Consider the following 19,278-nt stretch of genomic DNA (forward strand, 5'->3'; position numbering starts at 1 on the left):
GTTCTATGAATGCCCAAACGCCGTTCATCCCCCTAGGGCGCGCCCGATGTTACAGTTATAGACGTAGAGCACGGCACGATGATTCCTAAGGGGGAATGCGGAATGAAGAAAAAATGGCTGCTTGGCGCGGCAAGCGTCATGATGGTCGCTGGACTGCTCGCCGGCTGCGGAAGCAACAACGGCGGCAATAACGCCGGCAACGCGAACGGCAACGCGGCAGAAGGCAATGGCGCGCAGGCCGCTGGCGGCGGCTCGGGCGCAGACGCGGGCACCGGCGAGAAAATCAAGCTGACGCTCTGGGGCGCGGTTCCCGAAGAGGCAGGCGCGCAGGCGGTCCTCGACGACTGGAACAAGGCGAATCCCGATATCCAGGTCGAATACGTCCGCTACGTCAACGACGACCCGGGCAACCTGAAGCTGGACACGGCGCTCTTGACGGGGCAGGACGCGGATCTGTATATGAATTACACGCTGAACCGCCTGCAGAAGCGCGTAGATGCCGGCACGGCGGTCGACTTGAGCGGCTCCGGCTACGACATCGACGGTCAGATGGGACCGGATGCGGCGCAGTGGAAGATCGGCGATAAATATTACGGCATCCCGACGAAGAAGAACATGGGCTTTATCTGGCTGAACAAGAAGAAGCTCGACGATGCCGGACTGCCGGTTCCGCCGATCGACTGGACCTGGTCCGACCTGCGGGACTACGCGAAGAAGCTGACGAAGGACGGCGTCTACGGCTTGCTGCAGCATGACGCGATGTTCACGGCGACGATCGACGGCACGGTCGCCGGTCTCGGCCTGACGAAGCCGGACGGCTCGTCGAACTTCGACAACGACCTGTGGAAGCAGCAGTTCCAGATCCTGCACGACATGATGTTCGTCGACAAGTCCACGCCGGAATACGGCGAGCAGCTGACGAGCAAGATGCCGGTCGACACGATGTTCCTGCAGGGCGAGGCGGCGATGCTGAGCGCGGGCGAGTTTATTTTCCGCAACGCCAACAACCTGAAGGATTACCCGCATGACTTCCAGATCGCGTTCGCCACGATACCGAAGGTGACCGCCGACCAGAAGGATTACAAATACGCCGGCGGCCTCGGCGACGTATTGTCGGTCAACGCGAAATCCAAGCATCAGGAAGCGGCGCTAAAATTCGCCGAATGGTACGCGGACGGCGGCATGCTGCCGATGGCGAGCGGCGGGCGGATCCCGTCCTCGAAGAGCGTGGACAACAAACAGGCGATGGATCTGATGCTGAAGGGCGTGGAAGACAAGTACGACGCCGATTCCATGAACAAGGTCGTCTTCGGCTCGTTCCCTTCGTTCCAGCTAGCCGTGCCGCAGCAGGTGCTTGACGCCCGCAAGGAAGAGTACGAGAAGTATTTCCTGAACAAGCAGGACCTCGACACGACGCTGGCTAACATGGCGAAGGAGCACGAGGAGCTCACCAAGAAATAATGTCATAGCAGCGCGACGCCAAAGAGAAGAAGGGAACCCCGCTTCCTTCTTCTCTTTGCTGCTTTCATCCGGCGTCCTACGATAGCAGAAAGGCGGCGATCCCGTGAAACGGCGAGGCTGGGTTCGAAGACAAGGCTGGGTGGGATACGCGTTCGTCCTGCCGAACATGCTCGGCATACTGATTTTCCTCATATTACCCGCGCTCTTCTCGTTCGGTCTGATGTTCACCGACTATCAATTCTCCAATCCGCGCTGGTCGTTCACCGGGCTGGACAACCTGAGACGCCTGTTCGGCGACGACAATTTCTACGATTCGCTCAAGCATACCGGAATCTTCCTGTTGTCCGTTCCGGCGGCGCTCGTGCTGGCGTTTCTCGTCGCGCTCGTGCTGAACCGCAGCGTCTATCTGAAGGGGCTGCTGCGCGGGATGTTCTTCCTGCCGTACATCTCGAGCGGCGTCGCGGTCGCCTTCGTCTGGATGCTGCTGTTCCAGCCCTCGCACGGGCCGATCAACGAAACGCTGCGCTGGCTCGGCGTCGTCTCGCCTCCGGGCTGGTTCGCCGATTCCGACTCGGCGATGTATGCGATCGACGTCGTGCAGGTTTGGTTCATGCTCGGCTACAACATGATCATCTACCTGGCGGCGCTGCAGGAGGTGTCGGCGGAGCAGCTGGAAGCCGCCCGCATCGACGGCGCGAGCACCCGCACGATCACCTGGCGGATTCTCTGGCCTCTCGTCAGTCCGACGACGTTCCTGCTGCTCATCACCGGGCTGATCATGACGATGAAGTCGTTCGCGCTCATTCAGGCCATCACGCAGGGCGGACCGAGCGGAAGCACGACGATCCTGTCGCTGTTCGTGTACAAGACGGCGTTCAGCTATTACGAGATGGGTTATGCGTCGACGATATCCTGGTTCCTGTTCGCCTGCATCTTCGCCATTACCCTCATCCAGTGGATCGGCCAGAAGCGCTGGGTTCACTACTAGAAAGGAGCGCGTCCCATGAATGAAGGCACGATGAAATCCAAGCTGCCGGTCACGGTCGCGATGCTCGTCGCCGGCGCGTTCATGATCGTTCCTTTCCTGTGGATGATCAGCACGTCGCTGCAAACCCCGGCCGAAGTGTTCAAGCAGTGGCTGCCGTCGAAGCTCGATTGGAGCAGCCACCGGCGAATCTGGACCGGCAATTACAATTTCCTGCCCTATTATCTGAATTCGCTCAAGATCGCGGTCATCGGCACGGCCGGCGCCTTGTTCCTGTCCGCGCTCGCGGCGTACGGCTTCGCCAGGACCGAATTCAAGGGCCGCGACGCGATGTTCCTCGTCTACCTGTCGATGATGATGATTCCGCCGCAGGTCATCTTCGTGCCGAAGTTCGTGATGTTCAATTGGCTGCATATCTACAACACGCACTGGGCGCTTATCCTGCCCGCCATGTTCTCGATCTTCGGCGTCTTCATGCTCCGGCAGTTCTTCATGGGCATTCCGAGGGAGATCACGGAATCGGCGTTCCTGGACGGGGCGGGGCATTTCACGATCTTCTTCCGGCTCGTGCTGCCGCTCGCGAAGCCGGCGCTCGCGACGTTCGCGATCATCGATTTCTCCTGGCAGTGGAACGATTACGAGAACGCGCTCGTGTTCCTGCAAAGCCCGAAGCTGTATACGATCCCGCTCGGCCTGCAAAATTTTATCCTCGAGAACAACGTCGACTACAACGGCATGATGGCGGCTTCGTCGGCGGCGATCATCCCGATGATCGTCATTTTCCTCCTCGGCCAGAAATACATCATCCAGGGCATCTCGAGCTCGGCCGTCAAGGGCTGAGGAGCGGAGGGAGAGGCGCCGGGTTCCGGCGAGCGCGCGGTGCGGGTTAGCGGCGGGAGGCGCATGGACGAATTCGCATCGCTTAAAATGAAAAAAACGCATTCGCCCTTGCGGGGCGAATGCGTTTTGTCGTTGCCGAGCCGATGGTTGGATGCGCGGCTCTGCTGGCGGGGGGCCGTTGTCTCCGATGGCGCAGCACATCGGAACGGAACGGGTCAGCAGCGGGTGCGCCGCGCGAAAGCAACGGCGTCGCAGCAGGCGACCTCGCGGCTCGCGAGTCATCTAGCAATCGCCGTGCTTGGCTGGATGGACCGGGCTGTCCGGCAAAGGCTGCCTGCCGCGGGGAACGCAGCACGGCATTCGCCCCGCGATTACCTGCGCACCGCTTCGTACGCGAAAGTCTGTTTGGCGTGCGTCGGCGCTTTGCCGTGCTCGTAATCGGCGCTGACGGTCACGTCCGCGAACCCGATGCGTTCCAGGACGAGCTTGAATTCCTCGACGCCGTACCAGCGCAGCGCGAATCGCTGCAATTCCGTCGCGATCAGCGCGCCGCCCCGCCATTTCTCGTACTTGATGTACGAGATTTTATATTGCTCGAACAGGTCGGCTTCGACCAGCTTGCCCTCCATCGTGATGATGTCGCCGCCGGGCAGCCGGAAGGTCGACGCGCCCGCGAACGGGCCGCTTGCAAAGTTCTCGTCGGGCAGGAACAAATCCAGGATCAGGCGCCCGCCCGGCAGGAGATGCTCATGCAGGCGCGCCAACGCCCGCAGCGACTCCTCCCGGCGCTCGATAAGCAGGAACGATCCCGCCGGCACGATGATCGCTTCATAACGCGCCGGCAGCGACAGCTCCTGCAGACTCGACCCATACAGCTCGGCGTGCAGACCGCGCTCTTCGACGCGCTGCCGGCAGGAAGCCAGCATGTCGGGCGAATAATCCGCCCCGTCCACGCGAAGTCCCGCTTCGAGCAGCGGAATCAGCACGCGCCCGGATCCGACCATGGCCTCCAGGATGCGCCCCTTGCAGCCGCGCAATCTGTCGCGGTAATACTCGATGTCGCCGTCGATGGACTGGCCGACCTTCTTCGTGAAATCATAGACTTCCGTACAGAGCTCGCCGTAATAGCTGAACGACATATTCGTTTCCCTCCATGGAATGTAAGTGCGCGGAAGGAGGGAGCGAGAGCGGGATTACCCCTTCCGCACCTGTTTGATTGCCGACGGGCCGGATTCGAGAAGCATTTGCATGATCATCACTCCGTTTCGTAAGATACCTTCACTATAAGTCGCGGGAAAATATTGGTCAACGCAAAATTGAATGGTGCTGCCTAAGCGCTGCCTAAGCGAAATTCATGTCGGTTCGACCTGCGTCAGCAGGTCCGCGAACAGCCGCCCGACGGCGGGCAGCGACATGCCGCGGCGGGTCGCCAGGCCGACGCGGCGCTCCGGGATCGCTTCGGCGGCGCGAAGCTCGAACAGCTCGCCCTCCGCCAGCTGCCGCCGGACGAACGCGCGCGTCACGAAGGCGGCGCCGTAGCCGCGCCGGGCGAATTCGACCAGCATGTCGGAGCTGTTCAGCTCGAAGGCCGCGTCGACGGCGAGCCCTTGCGCGGCGAACCAGCGCTCGGCGAACACGCGCGTGCTGCTGCCGGCGGACAGCAGCAGCAGCGGCAGCTTGGCCAATTCCGCGGCGGCGATCGGACGATCCGCCAAATGCCGGTAACGCGGCCCGACGACGAAGCAGTCCTGAATGGCGGCGAGCGGACGAATGTCGAGCTCGGGGTCGTCCGCCGGCAAATGCACGATCCCGATGTCGATGCGGATCTCCTTCAGCCAAGCGCGAATCTGGTCGGTTCTCCCTTGGTAGAGCCGGATCTCGATGTTCGGATGCGCATCGCGGAGCCGGTCGAGCGGAGGCAGCAGCAGATGCTTGATCATCGGCCCGCTGGACCCGATCCGCAGCTCGCCGGACGCATGGTTGCGCAGCGAGGCCATCTTGCGTTCGCCGGCATCCAGCAGCGACAGCGACTGCTCCACGAAGCTCATCAGGTCTTTGCCCTCCGGGGTAAGCACGACGCCTTTGGACAGCCGGTCGAACAGCTTGACGCCCAAGCCCTCCTCCAGCTGCTTGATGGCATAACTGACGGAAGGCTGCGTGACATGCAGCTCCTGGGCGGCCCGCGTCAGGTTGCCGGTTAGCGCGGTATGCAGGAATATGCGGTACCATTCCAAATGCAGCTTTGCACTGATATCAATCACCTCTATGGCAGACTGGGGAAATCGCGATTTCATTTATCGTTATGCGTTTATTATAATCAACCTTAACGGAAATGAACAATCGCGGAGGTGTCTCATCATGGCAGGCAGCACATTTGGGGAAGCATTCAAAATCACGACGTTCGGGGAGTCGCACGGCGTATCGGTCGGCGTCATCGTCGACGGGGTCACGCCCGGGGTCGAGCTCGACGAGGCTTATATTCAGGTTCAGATGGACCGACGCAAGCCGGGACAATCGGCGGTGACGTCCCCGCGCAAGGAATACGACGTCATCCGCATCGTATCCGGCATGTTCGAGGGGCGGACGACGGGCACGCCGCTGTGTATCCTGCTCGACAACAAGGATATGCGGCCGAGCGCGTACGACGGGATGGACGAGACGTTTCGTCCGGGGCACGCGGATTATACCTACTTGAAGAAGTACGGGATTCGCGACCATCGCGGAAGCGGGCGGGCGTCGGGCCGGGAGACGGCGGCGCGGGTAGCCGCGGGCGCCGTCGCGCGCAAGCTGCTGGAGGACAGGGGCGTAAGCGTCGTCGCGTATACGAAGGAAATCGGCGGCATCGCCTGCCGGACGTATCAGCCGGACGAGATCGAGAAGAACAGCGTCCGGGCCTGCGATCCCGAGGCGGCGGGCTGGATGGAGGATTACGTCAAGACGCTCGCCGCGCGGGGCGACAGCGTGGGCGGTATCGTGGAATGCCGGATCAGCGGCGCGGCCTCGGGCCTCGGCGAGCCGGTGTTCGACAAGCTCGACGCGGATCTCGCGAAGGCCATGCTGTCGGTCGGCGCCGTGAAGGGCATCGAATTCGGCGCGGGCTTCGCGGCGGCGGGCATGCTGGGCAGCGAGCATAACGACGGCATGAACGCCGACGGATTCGTAAGCAATCATGCCGGCGGCATCCTGGGCGGCATCAGCACCGGCGCGGATATCGTGTTCCGCGTGGCGGTCAAGCCGACCTCGTCGATCTCTTCGCCGCAGCAGACGGTGACCACGCAGGGCGAAGAGCGCACGATCCGCACCGAAGGACGCCACGATCCGTGCATTTGCCCGCGCGTCGTGCCGGTGATCGAAGCGATGGCTTGCCTCGTGCTGGAGGACCACTACAAGCGGCAGGCGGCGCTGCACGGCTGACAGGCCCGGATAGGACGGACGCGGCGGTGGCATCCTAACCGGCATCCGGCTGCAAAGGAAGGATCGCCATGCTCAGGTTGATTTTGCCTCTACTGGCCCTGGTGCTTGTCCTGTGGGTCCGTCCGCCGCTCGCGTCGGCGGAGCCGGCCAAGTACGACCCCGAAGACGGCTACCGCCAATACGTCCAATGGAGCGATCTCGCGCGCAAAGCCGCGGCCGAGCGCTATCCCGGGGCATCCTTGACGGACATGCGCTATGTCGGCTGCCAAGCCGTATCGTCCTCGTCCAAACAGTTCGTCTACCTATTCTGGCTGCGGGAAGGCGCCGCGGAGTTCGGCGCTTACGTCACCGTCGAAGCCGCGACCGGTACGGACAAAGCCCGAGTCAAGCGGATCGAGAAGTCGGAAGGGCCTGTGCCGTCCTACGGAAAATGGGAGCGTTACGCGGTCGAGGCGGTCCAAAGGAAATATCCCGGCGCCGAGATCGTCGGCGCCAAGCCCTTCGGATGCGATTGCGCGGACGGACAAGCCGCCAGCCAGACCTTCCGGTTCCGGATCAGGCACGCGGGCTACAACCGGCTTATCCGCGTCACGGTCGCGTACCGCATCCGCACGGATCAAGTCGTAGCCGTAAGGTTCGAGGAGCTCCGCGGCTTCGAGCCGACCTGGCGCGCCGCGCCAATACAAGGATTCGCCAAGTAAGCGGCGCGGAGCCCCTTGCTCCGCACGGCCCATAAGCACGCTGCTTCTCATCGTATTCCGCATGGCGACAGGCGGACGTCGACGAGGAGGGGCGTGCTTTTTTTCGCGGCGTTCTCCGGCTCAGGAGTTGTGAATCGCGTTCTCCACGAACTTCATGAGCGCCGGACGCACGGCAAGGGTTTGATAGAGGCTGACGATCTCGTTGGAGGCGACGACCGATCGGCCGGGCATCGTAATCGCCGACGCTTTGCTTTTATCCAGCACTCCCGACCTGCGGACCGACCGCAGATAGCCAAGATCGGCCGTCACATGGGCGCTGTCGTAAACGACGCACCAGTCGGATTTCGTTTTGGCCAGCACTTTGCGCAGCGCGTTAATGTCCCGGTGGTAAGAATAATAGAGCACGCGAATCCGCGGATCCGAATAGGGCGCGAGCACGGCTTCGACCTCGCGCTGCGTCGTCAGGCCGACGATGATCAGCTCGAAGTTCGTTTCGTACTGGTCGACGACTTTCGCCAGCGCCTGCTGCGCCTGCTGCACTTCTCCCGGCCGGATCAAGAACAGCGCGCTGATGTCGGCTTTTATCCCCCTGCGCTGCCGGGTCTCGTAATGCGACTGATGGACCTCGTTCCAGCAGACGCGATGCTTGGCGGGATCGTCGTTGATATGCGTCGAGAGGCTGAACGGCGAATTGATCCGGTAATCCATCAGCTCGACCGGAATGTATTGGATGTCGCAGTAATCCGTCAGCCGGATCCAATAATCGTAATCCTGGATGTACTTGAACCGGTAGCCGTCGACCATCCGGCAGTATTTCGTGCGCTGCAGGAAACTGGGGCCGATGATGCATCCTTCGAGCAGCGCTTCCTTGGGCCGATGTTGAAATTCCCGAACCTCACGGATCACTTCCGGCGGATGCGCCGCGAGGCCGTTCTCCAGGACATGCCGGAACGCGCTGTAGACAATGCCGACGTTCGGATGCGAGCGGTCCATCTCGCGAACGAGCGCGTCGAGGAAATTCGGATAATAGATATTGTCCGTCGAGACCCAGGTCAAATATTCGCAGCCCTGGTCCATCACGATTTCGAAGCCGTAATTCAGCGCGTACGCCACGCCTTGATTTTCCGGATACGCGACGATGCTGACCCGGGGATCCCCTTGCGTCAATTCGTCGAAGAGCGGCACCAGGTCGGGCGCGCCGTCCACGACGATGACGAAATTAAAATCCCGCCAGGTCTGGTTCAGCACGGATTGCACCGCGAGCCGAATCAAGGCTTCTTGCTGATAATAAGCGGGCATGACGATACCTACTTTTGCCACGTTCCATCCCCTTCCCTTTCAAGCAGTCTATGAGTCTCGTTGGACGGGAGCGCTAGGCCGAGCGTCTATTTTTGGCTGTCCCAAAAAAGATCAGCTTTTACATACTATATTGACAGTCGATATATCTAATGTTAATGTATCAATACACGATATATCGTTAGTCAGAATAGTTGGGGAGGGCAGATCCGCCGTGGCCAATTTGAAAAGCATGCTTCCGCTCACGGAGGCGTTTTACTACATCTTGATCGCTCTGCATGCGCAGCCTTCGCACGGTTACGGCATCATGCAGGATGTCGAGGAGATGAGCGGCGGCAGGGTAAAGATCGGGGCGGGGACGCTGTATACCGCGTTGAACGCGCTGCTGGGCAAAGGGCTCATCGATCATTATCCGGGTCCGGAAGGCACGGATGCGAGGCGCAAGATGTACCGGATTACGGAGGACGGCAGGGAAGTGGTCGCTGCCGAGATGAACAGGCTGGAGGAGCTGCTCGTTGCCGGGCGGCGAATCGTGCATTCGGAGGAGGCGTAGGGGATGGGGAATCACGCGCGGATGGAGCGCAAGTATCGTCTTTGGTTCAGCTGGCAGTACGAGCAGGAGGAGCACTGGATCAACGAAATGTCCCGGCAAGGGCTGCATTGGAAGCGCGGCGGAGTCATACGCAGCGAATTCGAACGGGACGCATCGGTTCGGTACACGTATCGTTTGGATTATCAGCTCGGACTGGGGAAGGAGAAGCTCCAAGAATACCTGGAGCTTTATCGCGATGCCGGCTGGGAGTTTGCAGGGAACTGCACCCAGGCCTGGTACTATTTCCGCCGGGAATGGCGGCCGCATGAGGACCCGCAGCTCTATACGGATCGGGAGTCGCTCGTCACGCATTATATGCGGCTGCGGCGCATGATCACCGTCATGCTGCTGCTCAACCTGTTCGTCATGAGCTTGAACGGCATTAGTTTGCTGCCGAGAGCGAACGATCACTTATGGGGAATCGTCGTGCCCGTGCTTGCAATCTATGCGCTCCTCTTCCTGCTGCTCGGGATCGGGATCGTGCAGATAAACCGCAAGCTCAAGACGATTTCCTCGTGACGGGGCAACCAACGCTCCCGTCAGGCATCGAAAAGACAGAGAGCGCGGACCATGCGTCGGTCCGCGCTCTTGCGTTGTTAACCTTAATTCGTTGCCCGATTCGTCTTGCCCGCAACATAGATAGTAGCCGCATTGGCCACGCGCGTTCCGAGGGCTTCTCCCAGCGCGAGACCCTTCGCAAATAGCGATTGGCTCAGCGCGTCATGGGTATCTTCGACGGGAGACGTAACCCCTACGCCGTAATAGCTGCCGTACAGCGCATTCTCCGGAATGTTGGCCGGCAAGCCGACGATCATCATGCCTTGGTGGAGCATCGGCGTAATCAGGTTCAGCAAGGTGGCTTCGCTCCCGCCGTGGATGGTTGCCGTGGTGCAGAATACGGCGCCGATTTTATCGACCAGCTTTCCGTTCGCCCATAAATAACCGAGTTTGTCGATCCATTCTTTCAAGCCGGAGCTGATGGTGCCGAAGTGTCCGGGACATCCCCAGATAATCGCATCCATCTCTTTGAGATCGTTTACGTCCGCCTTTTTGACGTGATTAATGAAAACCTCGGCTCCTTCTACGCGTTCGGCTCCTTTGGCAATGGACCTTGCAAGTTGTTCCGTATGGCCTGCTTCGCTATCGAAAACAATATAAATTTTCATCGTTCAAGCTCCTCTCGTTGTCGAAAAACCGACCTTGATGCCTCACTTGTTTTCTTTGACGGGTTCAGCCAGTTTCTTAAGCGTTTCCCGGTATGCCTTATCGTTCATTTCTTCCTGACGGTCCTCTTCCGGGGCATTGCCCCTCAACTGCATAAGCGCCTTCCGATATTCGCTATCGTTAAAATGCTCGTTGTCTTTCGCCGGTTCAGGCTTGAGAAACCCTCGGATGGCATCGCGGAATTCGCTGTCCGCGCTTTGCCGATCGGGGCGGTCCCGATTCTCGGCAATTTCCGCCACGGGCGGCGCCTGCATTTCTACCGGCACATTAATCGGCTCGCTCACCGCATCCTCGCGCGGCGACGCCTTGCGAATGAAGAATGCCAGCACGAGCGCGGCGACTGTCAGCCAAGTGGCGATGGCGAAGGAATGATTAATCCCATAAATCGTAGCTTGCTGCGCGATCTCGCCCATTTTCACGGTGTCGGACGGATCGACTTTGCCTTCGATGGCCAGCGACTTCGCATGCGAGGCCGCGCTGTTCGTCATGATCGTCACGAGAATGGCGGTGCCGAGCGCGCCGGAGACGTTCCGCAGCGTCTGGGACATGGCCGAGCCGTGCGCGTTCAGGCGGCGCGGCAGCTGATTGAGGCCGGCCGTTTGAATCGGCATCAACAGCATGGACATCCCGAACATCCGCAGCGTGTAGAACAGCATCATATGATTGTACGTAGAATCGATTTCGAGATGGCTGAACTCATACGTCGTAATGGTCGTGATGATAAGGCCGATGACAGCCAGCCAGCGCGCGCCGATCTTATCGAAGACCATGCCGGTGATCGGCGACATGATGCCCATCAGGATCGCGCCCGGCAGCAGCAGCAAGCCGGATTCGAGCGGCGTGAAGTGGCGGATATTCTGCAAGAAGATCGGAAGCAAAATCATGCCGGAATACATCGCCATCGTGATGATGGCATTGATCAGTGCCGTAAGCGAGAACATCGGATACTTGAAGACGCGCATCTCGAGCAGCGGCGCCTTCGCGAGAATCGAGCGGACGACGAACAGGAGGAGCGCGACCGCCCCGACGGCGAGGCAGACGATGACTTCGATGGAGTCCCAACCTGCCGTTCCCGCTTCGCTGAAGCCGTACAGCAGCCCGCCGAAGCCGAGCGTGGAGAAAATGACGCTGAATATGTCAAGCTTCGGACGCGATGTCTTAATGACGTCCCTCATCGAGAAGGCGCCGAACACGACCGCCAAAATCGCCAGCGGCAAGATGATGTAGAACAGGACATGCCAGTCGTAGTTTTCGACGATCCAGCCGGATAACGTCGGTCCGACGGCCGGCGCGAAGATCATCGCGACGCCCATCATGCCCATCGCCTTGCCGCGTTCTTCGACGGGGTAGATCGTCAGGATGACGATGGTCATCAGCGGCATGAGAATGCCGGCGCCGCAGGCCTGCACGAGGCGGCCGGCCAGCAGAACGTCGAAACCGCTGGACACGGCGCATATGGTCGTGCCTATCGCGAATAAGACCGAAGCGACCAAGAACAGCTTGCGGGTCGTGAACCTATTAATGAGGTAGGCGCTGATCGGCACGAGTACGCCGTTGACCAACATGTAGCCATTGGAAAGCCACTGGATCGTGCTCTCGCCGACGTCGAGATCCACCATCATTTGCGGCAGCGCGACGTTAAGCACCGTTTGGGCTAGCAGCGCGACGAAAGCGGCGATGAGCAAGGAAGCCATGATCGGCCCTTTGCGCAATTGATTGGATACCATAGTAGTCATTACGTTATGCTTCCTCCCTTGATTGTCTTAAAATGCGCAGTACTTCTTGTTGGATCCGGCTAAGCTCCCGTTGATCGTCCTCGGGAAGCTCGAGCAGCGGCCGCAGCATATTCAGCCGCGTTGCGTCCGTTTCGCGCCAAAGCCTCATCCCGTTCTCGGACAGCGAAAGGGTCATTGCCCGCCGATCCGCTATCGTACGTTCCCGGTCGACGAGGCCCGCCTTGACCATCCGCTCCACGATGCCGCTGGTCGTGCTGCTGCCAAGATTGAGTTGCTCGGCGAGCTCCGACAAGCGGATCCCCGGATGCTCCTGCAGCACGCGCAGCACGATGAGTTGAAGCGCCGTGAGCCGGTGCTTGCCGGCGGCTTTGGCCATCAGCTGGAAGAAAGCTTGGTTAACCTCGCGGTAGGTCTGGAATAACTGCAAAATCCGCTGGTCTTCCACCGTACATCTCCCCCGGCAAATTATTTCGTATGCGAATTATTATCCGCTCATTTGTTATCTATGTCAATACAGACATATAATTTGGGCATTGAGTCTGATAGTCGCCCGCTTTCCATAGCGAGGATTAGTATCCTCAAACTTCCCGCCGTTCATCCCGGATTTCGCGGAGGCCAAGATTGCCTTGCGCGCAAAAAAGCCGGGAACCTCGCAATAAGGTTCCCGGCTTTCGGTATCGGATCTGTCTGCGCCGAGGCGGCTTAGAAAAACTTCGTTCCGGCGTAGTCGGCCGCGGCTTTGAACAAGCTTGTTTTTTGCTTGCCTTGGATGCGGGCCGCATCATAGGTCGTATCGATGACGAGCCATTTCTTCAGATCTTCAAGGTAAACTTCGTTCCACGCATGCTCCACGTTCGTGTGCGTGCGTTCTTTGCCCGTGACCAGCTTCGTCGGGATGCCGACGCTTCTCGCCATGGCCGCGAAGGTCGACGCGTAATCGTAGCAGATCCCGCCGGACGCTTTGAACACGGTGTCCAGGTTCGGCACGTAGCCGGCTTTGACGGTCTTGGCTTTCGCGTTATCGTAGACGAATTTCTTCGTAATGAAGTCATAGATGGCTTGAACCTTCTGCCGATCCGTCTTGGCGGTCTTCGTCAGCTCGGCTGCTTTCTTGACGGCCAACGTTTGGCTTGTCCAGTTGATCAGCGGATTGGACAACGTGAAGACCTGCTTGTCGTCCGCGAGCTTTACCGTCAGCGCTTCTTGCGCGACGACCTTGTACTGCGTGGCGCTTACGGCTTCGGCGATCAACACCGAATAGCTGCCGTTGCCCAACTGCAGCGGATATTTGGCCCCGCTCGTCAGCGCGTAGTCGTATTGCGTCGAACCTTTGGCGATGCGCACGATGGCTTTCGCGCCATTGGCCGGTTTGTAGGCCACGGTAATGTAGCCTTGGGGCAATCCTTGCTTGCCGATCAGTGCGGCGGCGGCTTGATCCGCGTACGTGTTCGGCACGATCAGACAGAGGGCGATTACGGCGGCGAGCAGCAGGGAAAACGACTTTTTGAACACAAAAAAACTCTCCTTTCGGCGGCTGGCTGTCATCTCGCTGGGAGCGCGAGGAAGACCCTGTAGCTTTGCGTCTTTAGCTTTCGCTAAATTTGCCTTTGTCGGTGGAAAGCACCGGCAGATTAAGTTGGTTAGCATTAATGTACTATAGGCTTGTCGATTTGCATAGCAAAATTTTACAAGTTTCCTAGGTCCGATCGTCTACGAGAAGTCCTTTGATGACGATCCGCTTGGTCGGGTGATAGAGCGGATGGCAGGTGATCAGCGTGATTTCGCGGTCTTTGCCGTTGCCCTTGAGGACGTCGACCTGCGTAGGCTTTACATACTGCTTCGATTGAACCACGTAGGTGTAAGTGTCGGTTGCCGTCTGCACCTGGACCCGGTCGCCGACCGTGAGCTCATCGAGCCGGTTGAAGTTCTTGCCGTACGTATGGTTGCGATGGCCGGCGATGGCGTAATTGCCGATCTGGCCCGGCTTGCCGGTGTGCAGGATGCTGGCTGCCGACAAGGCGAGATGCGCCTGCGTGGCGTCCGTGATGATCGGGAGCTTCAGATCGATTTTGTCGATCAGGAGCACGCCTTCGATCGATTTCTTGCCGATGCCCTTGGCTTGAAGCTTCGCTTCCATCGGATCCTGCTGCGCCGCGGGCTTGACGCCGGTCGGCGAGGGGGTAACAGAGGCGGTCGGCGGAGTAGTCTCCTCGTCGGACAAGTCCTGCGGATCGGCGGGCATTTCTTCGATCTGCCGGAGGTTATCCTCCCAGGCCGCTAGTATTCGCTGTTGCTGATAGGTTTCATAGCGGTCCTTGATCGTCGGAGAGAGAAAGATCAGAAGACCTGCGAGAATTAGGGCATAAGGTGCAATTTTTTTAATCATCGTGTCGAAACCTGCCTTTTTAAGGACGAAAATGGATTTAATTGGTTGCGATCGTGTCGAATCCTAGTATAAACTGGATAGGTGCTATCTGCCTAGTTAGTTTACCTTTATTAGGTAGAATTGCGCAAATCGCTAGACGATTCATTACGAAAAGAGGTTGATGACGAAAAATGGTTTTCAAAAAAATAGCGGGCTTTGCCGTGGCCCTGCTGGTGCTTTTCCAGGTGGCGAACGGAATCGGATTCTTCTCGAAGGCGGATGCGGCTGCCATCGAGAACGACATCAACATTATCGACAGCGCGGCGTTGACGGTGTTCGACGCCCATGATAATCCGGTATTGCCGACCGACATGCTGGACCAGGGCGCGAAAGTAAACCTGGACTATAGTTGGTCCCTTCCTAACGGACATGGCTACGTTGCCGGCGATACGTATACGTTCCACATTCCGGACGAATTCCTGCTATTCAATGATCTTAACGGAGATCTGATGCTGGACGAAGATATATCCGTGGGTACGTTTACGGCAACGGCCGCGAACCACGATGTCGTCATGACGTTCAACGATTACATCGAATCGCATGACGCCGTAGCCGGAATTCTGAAGTTTTCCTCGCAGTTCGACAAGCAGAAAATCACCGGAAGCACGGAATATACGATCACGATTCCGGTAAAAAGCGGACCGCTGGAGTTTCCCCTCCACTTCAAGCCTACGGTCACGTCCACGATCGAGAAGGGCGGCGTGCCCGCGGGCTTCAATCCGAAGACGATCGAGTGGACGGTCGACGTCAACAAGATGCTGCATACCGTGAACAACGCCGTCATGACGGACGAGCTGCCGGCGGGTCTCTCGATGGCCGATACGTCTTCGGTCCAAGTCTACGACTTGACGGTGAATCTCGATGGCTCGGTGTCATCGGGAAGCGCCTTGGATCCGTCCCGGTACACGGCGGATGTTACGGATGGCGTGCTGAGCGTTCATTTCGTCGATAATCCGGCTACTCCGGAGAACCCAATCAAGTCGGCTTACCGTATTAAATTCACGACGGACATCGTCGATGTCAGTGCCGGCTCCTTTACCAACACGGCCAAGTTCAAAGGCGACACCGAGCCGGAAGCCGCCTCGAACTCGACGGTCAACGTCAACTACGGCAAGCTGCTCGAGAAATCGTCGACGGGCTATGATTCCAACACCCAGACGATCTCGTGGGCGATCAATTACAACTATAAAGAGCAATCCATTCCGCAAACCGATGCGAAGCTGGTCGACACGTTCAACGACGTGCAGGTCCTGGTGCCGGGATCCGTCGTCGTGTACCCGATCACGCTGGACATCAACGGTCATGAAACGAAAGGTTCCCCTATACCGGGTTCCGATTATGCGGTGACGCTGACCAACGATCCCGACCAGCATCTGAACGGTTTTGACCTTCAATTCGCGAACGCGATCACGACCGCCTATAAAGTGGAGTACCAGACGAAAGCCTCGAGCCGCGTAGACGGATCGGCGACGACGAACATCGTGAACAAGGTATCCGCGAACGGAACGTCGACTACCGCGAGCCGTGGCATTCGCCAGGTTATTCTGCAGAAGAGTACCACGGGCACCGATTATATCGCTCAGACCGAGTCATGGAAGATTCGTTTGAACGAAGACAGTCAGACGATGACCCATGCCGTCCTAACCGATACGTTTACGAACGGCGGAATGCAGCTGGTTCCGGGAACCCTGACGGTGACGCCGGACAGCGGGACTGCCGCCGCGCACAACATTACGTATACGGCAAGCCCGACCCCGGCAGCCAACGACGGCTTCCGGATTGAATTTACGGAACCGATCACCGTGCCTTATACCATTACGTATACGACGACGTACAACAATGATTGGCTCAATTCGGACTGGATTACGAATAACGCCTCCTATCCGAACCACGCCACGGTGGTTTGGGACGAAAATGCGACTCATACTGAATTGAAGGCGGACGCGACGTTCAATCCGAACAACGAGACGAAGGCCAACGGCTACAAGAAAGGTTCATACAACGCAACGACCAAACAAATCACGTGGACGGTCGGCGCGAACTATAACCGCAAATCGCTGGCGAACGCCTTCATCGAGGATCAACTGTTGGCCGGCCAGACGCTGGTTGCAGGCTCCCTGCATGTGTATAACATGACGATTCCGTCTAACGGCGCTCCCGGTCAAGGGACGGAAGTGGATGCCGCCGACTACACGATGAGCTATGCGAGCGATCTGCTTAAAATCAGTTTCAAGAACCCGATCACGACCGGTTATATCATGGTCTTCACGACTAGCCTTGCTGACGATCTGATCGATGCGTCGATTGGCAACACGGCCAAGCTGCTGGACGGCACGACGCCGGAATCCCAAGACTTGAAGGCCACCGTCAACATTCCGCAGGGCGGCGAATACGTGAACAAGACCGGCAAGCAGAACGGCGGCAAAATCGACTGGACCGTTAATATCAACCGCGGGCAATCGACCGTCAACGATGCGCTCGTGACGGACGAGCCTACGGACAATCAGCTGCTGATACCGGAATCGTTCCATCTCTATCCGACGACGGTCGCCGCGAACGGCGACGTGTCGAAAACGGGCACGGAGCTTGTTAAAGACACGGATTATACGCTTGCGATCGAAACGGATCTCGAGACGGGCGAGCAGCTCTTCAAACTCGCGTTCCTGCATCCGATCACGAGCGCGTACGTATTGGAGTACCAATCGCTGATCGTTGCCGAGAACGGCGACACCGTTTCCAATAAAGTGAGCTTCAGCGGCAATAACGTGCATAGCGTCACGAAGGAAACCACGAAAGACATTATCGTCGGCGTATCGAGCGGCTCCGGAACGGGCAGCGGCGTGCGCGGCGGTCTCGCGGTGCTGAAGCAGGATAAAGATTCGCATCTCGCGCTGAGCGGAGCCACTTTTGCGCTCTACCGCCAATCCGGCGGGGACCGCATTCTCGTGAACACGCTGACGACGGACGCGGACGGTAAAATCGAGTTCAAGAAATTGTTGTACGGGGACTATGTATTAATCGAGAAGATTGCGCCGGCGGGCTATCAGCTGGATACGACGGAGCATCCGGTCAAAATCGATTCGACGACGACTGTTAATTTGACCGTCGACAACGCCAAAATCGTGGTCACGGTGACGGTGTTGAAGCAGGACAGGGATACGCATGCCGCTTTGAGCGGGGCGACCTTTGCGCTTTACAGCCAGTCGGGCGCGGTTCGAACGCTGGTGAGTACGTTGACGACGGGCGCGGATGGCAAAGCGCCGTTCACGAATGTGCCGTTCGGAGATTACGTGCTGATCGAGACGTCCGCGCCGGCCGGCTATGAACGGGATACGACGGAGCATCCCGTCAAGATCGATTCGGCGACCGATGTCGGCTTGACGATCGACAACTCCAAAATCTTGGTCGCGTTGACGGTGCTCAAGCAGGATAAAGACACGCATGCCGCTTTGAGCGGAGCCACCTTCGAGCTGTACAGCCAATCGGGCGCGGTTCGCACGCTTGTCGATACGCTGACGACGGGCGCGGACGGCAAAGCCCAGTTCGACAATCTGCCGGTCGGGGATTATGTCGCGATCGAAACCGCGGCGCCGCTTGGTTACCAGTTGGATGCAACGGAGCACCCCGTCAAGGTTGTTTCGAACACCGATATCGATCTAACCGTAAATGACGCTAAAATTCTGGTCAATTTGACGGTGTTGAAGCGGGATATCGACACGCATAGCCCGTTGAACGGAGCCACTTTCGCGCTTTATAGCCAAGTCGGAGCGGATCGCGCGCTTATAGGTAAGCTCACCGCGGTCACGGATGGCAAAGTGCAGTTCAAAGACCTGCCATTCGGGGATTATGTGCTGATCGAAACTTCCGCGCCTGTCGGTTACAGAACGGATCCGACAGAGCATCCGGTCAAGGTGGATTCAGCGTCCGATATCGAGGTGACGGTAGACAATAACAGATTGCCGGCACCGCCGACGTCGACGCCGCCGTCCGATCCGACGACGGATCCGACGGATACGGATCCATCCACGCCGGTGACGCCGTCAGACCCGGATACTTCGACGCCAACGGGTCCGGACACTTCGATGCCGACAACGCCGACAGGTCCGGATACCTCGACGCCAACGACGCCGACGGGTCCTGCGACGACGCCTGCGAAGCCGGTGAAACAACCCGAGATTCATGAAACGACCGGCAAAGACGAGCTGATCGAAAGCAGCGTGGACGTGCCGCTCGGCGGCATCGCCGTCGTGAATCAAGGTCCGAAGCACGGCCAAGTGACGGTGAAGCCTGACGGCAACTGGACCTATAAGCCGGGCAAAGGCTACACGGGCAAAGACAATTTCTCCATTATCGTGAAGGACAAGGACGGCAATGCCGAAGAAACCTTGATCACGATCACGGTCGGAGACGTGCCGCTCGGCACGATCGACCCCGGAACGGGAGCGACGCTTCCGAAGACGGGGGAAAGCAGTCATATGGGCATAAGGCTGGCCGGCCTGGCCGTCATCCTTCTCGGCGTGTTCCTGCTTAGAAAACGCTTGTTCCGGATCACGAAGTAAGTTAATACGACGATGAAGAAGGCTCCCTATTCCGGGGAGCCTTTG

General features: G+C 58.6%; 16 protein-coding genes and 1 riboswitch. Of the genes, 8 read left to right on the forward strand and 8 right to left on the reverse strand.

All coding sequences use genetic code 11. From position 1 onward, the window contains the following. Nucleotides 1–102 precede the first annotated feature (102 nt). From AC50YL_RS31685 to AC50YL_RS31695, 3 genes are all read left to right on the forward strand, one after another. Entirely contained in the window at nucleotides 103–1,461 is a 1,359-nt protein-coding gene (locus tag AC50YL_RS31685) for an ABC transporter substrate-binding protein (protein WP_494837335.1), read from the forward strand. 103 nt (nucleotides 1,462–1,564) lie between these two features. Continuing rightward, nucleotides 1,565–2,449: a carbohydrate ABC transporter permease gene (locus AC50YL_RS31690; protein ID WP_494837337.1), complete on the forward strand. Its 885-nt coding sequence runs from the start codon at nucleotides 1,565–1,567 to the stop codon at nucleotides 2,447–2,449. A gap of 15 nt (nucleotides 2,450–2,464) precedes the next feature. After that, on the forward strand, nucleotides 2,465–3,286 hold the full coding sequence (locus AC50YL_RS31695) for a carbohydrate ABC transporter permease (protein ID WP_494837338.1): 822 nt from the start codon (nucleotides 2,465–2,467) through the stop codon (nucleotides 3,284–3,286). Nucleotides 3,287–3,657: 371 nt separating this feature from the next. Here AC50YL_RS31695 and AC50YL_RS31700 read toward each other — a convergent pair whose 3' ends face one another. Further along, on the reverse strand, nucleotides 3,658–4,425 hold the full coding sequence (locus AC50YL_RS31700; RefSeq protein WP_494837339.1) for a class I SAM-dependent methyltransferase: 768 nt from the start codon (nucleotides 4,423–4,425) through the stop codon (nucleotides 3,658–3,660). 213 nt (nucleotides 4,426–4,638) lie between these two features. After that, nucleotides 4,639–5,547: a LysR family transcriptional regulator gene (locus AC50YL_RS31705; RefSeq protein WP_494837340.1), complete on the reverse strand. Its 909-nt coding sequence runs from the start codon at nucleotides 5,545–5,547 to the stop codon at nucleotides 4,639–4,641. Between the two features lie 97 nt (nucleotides 5,548–5,644). Here AC50YL_RS31705 and aroC point away from each other — a divergent pair, with 97 nt between their 5' ends. Both aroC and AC50YL_RS31715 read left to right on the forward strand, forming a co-directional pair. After that, a complete protein-coding gene (gene aroC / locus AC50YL_RS31710) occupies nucleotides 5,645–6,700 on the forward strand; it encodes a chorismate synthase (protein WP_494837342.1) in 1,056 nt (351 codons plus the stop codon). Between the two features lie 68 nt (nucleotides 6,701–6,768). Next, nucleotides 6,769–7,401 carry a DUF3889 domain-containing protein gene (locus AC50YL_RS31715; protein WP_494837343.1) on the forward strand — a complete coding sequence of 211 codons (633 nt, stop codon included), beginning with the start codon at nucleotides 6,769–6,771 and terminating at the stop codon, nucleotides 7,399–7,401. A gap of 120 nt (nucleotides 7,402–7,521) precedes the next feature. Here the strand turns inward: AC50YL_RS31715 and AC50YL_RS31720 are convergent, their stop codons facing one another. Then, complete coding sequence (locus AC50YL_RS31720) at nucleotides 7,522–8,721, reverse strand: glycosyltransferase family 2 protein (protein ID WP_494837344.1); 1,200 nt, start codon at nucleotides 8,719–8,721, stop codon at nucleotides 7,522–7,524. A 208-nt stretch (nucleotides 8,722–8,929) separates the two neighbouring features. Here AC50YL_RS31720 and AC50YL_RS31725 point away from each other — a divergent pair, with 208 nt between their 5' ends. Both AC50YL_RS31725 and AC50YL_RS31730 read left to right on the forward strand, forming a co-directional pair. Further along, nucleotides 8,930–9,250, forward strand: a complete 321-nt coding sequence (locus tag AC50YL_RS31725) for a PadR family transcriptional regulator (protein WP_494837439.1) — start codon at nucleotides 8,930–8,932, stop codon at nucleotides 9,248–9,250. Nucleotides 9,251–9,253: 3 nt separating this feature from the next. Further along, nucleotides 9,254–9,808: a DUF2812 domain-containing protein gene (locus AC50YL_RS31730; RefSeq protein ID WP_494837345.1), complete on the forward strand. Its 555-nt coding sequence runs from the start codon at nucleotides 9,254–9,256 to the stop codon at nucleotides 9,806–9,808. 83 nt (nucleotides 9,809–9,891) lie between these two features. Here the strand turns inward: AC50YL_RS31730 and AC50YL_RS31735 are convergent, their stop codons facing one another. The 5 genes from AC50YL_RS31735 to AC50YL_RS31755 all read right to left on the reverse strand — a co-directional run bounded on the left by AC50YL_RS31735 (nucleotide 9,892) and on the right by AC50YL_RS31755 (nucleotide 14,635). Beyond that, nucleotides 9,892–10,455 (reverse strand): NAD(P)H-dependent oxidoreductase, encoded by a 564-nt coding sequence (locus AC50YL_RS31735; protein WP_494837347.1) that lies wholly within the window; start codon nucleotides 10,453–10,455, stop codon nucleotides 9,892–9,894. Nucleotides 10,456–10,497: 42 nt separating this feature from the next. Beyond that, the gene (locus AC50YL_RS31740) at nucleotides 10,498–12,249 is read right to left on the reverse strand and encodes a DHA2 family efflux MFS transporter permease subunit (protein WP_494837349.1); all 1,752 of its coding nucleotides are present in this window, start codon (nucleotides 12,247–12,249) and stop codon (nucleotides 10,498–10,500) included. A 4-nt stretch (nucleotides 12,250–12,253) separates the two neighbouring features. Beyond that, a complete protein-coding gene (locus AC50YL_RS31745; RefSeq protein WP_494837351.1) occupies nucleotides 12,254–12,694 on the reverse strand; it encodes a MarR family winged helix-turn-helix transcriptional regulator in 441 nt (146 codons plus the stop codon). 257 nt (nucleotides 12,695–12,951) lie between these two features. Continuing rightward, nucleotides 12,952–13,761, reverse strand: coding sequence for a transglutaminase-like domain-containing protein (locus tag AC50YL_RS31750; protein WP_494837352.1), 810 nt, complete (start codon nucleotides 13,759–13,761; stop codon nucleotides 12,952–12,954). A gap of 14 nt (nucleotides 13,762–13,775) precedes the next feature. Continuing rightward, a riboswitch (cyclic di-GMP riboswitch) is annotated at nucleotides 13,776–13,865 on the reverse strand. Between the two features lie 80 nt (nucleotides 13,866–13,945). Further along, complete coding sequence (locus AC50YL_RS31755; protein ID WP_494837354.1) at nucleotides 13,946–14,635, reverse strand: class D sortase; 690 nt, start codon at nucleotides 14,633–14,635, stop codon at nucleotides 13,946–13,948. A gap of 170 nt (nucleotides 14,636–14,805) precedes the next feature. Between AC50YL_RS31755 and AC50YL_RS31760 the strand changes: the two genes are divergently transcribed. Further along, nucleotides 14,806–19,233 carry a SpaA isopeptide-forming pilin-related protein gene (locus AC50YL_RS31760; RefSeq protein ID WP_494837355.1) on the forward strand — a complete coding sequence of 1,476 codons (4,428 nt, stop codon included), beginning with the start codon at nucleotides 14,806–14,808 and terminating at the stop codon, nucleotides 19,231–19,233. The last annotated feature ends 45 nt before the right edge of the window (nucleotides 19,234–19,278 follow it).

Source organism: Paenibacillus sp. J22P277, assembly GCF_059383675.1.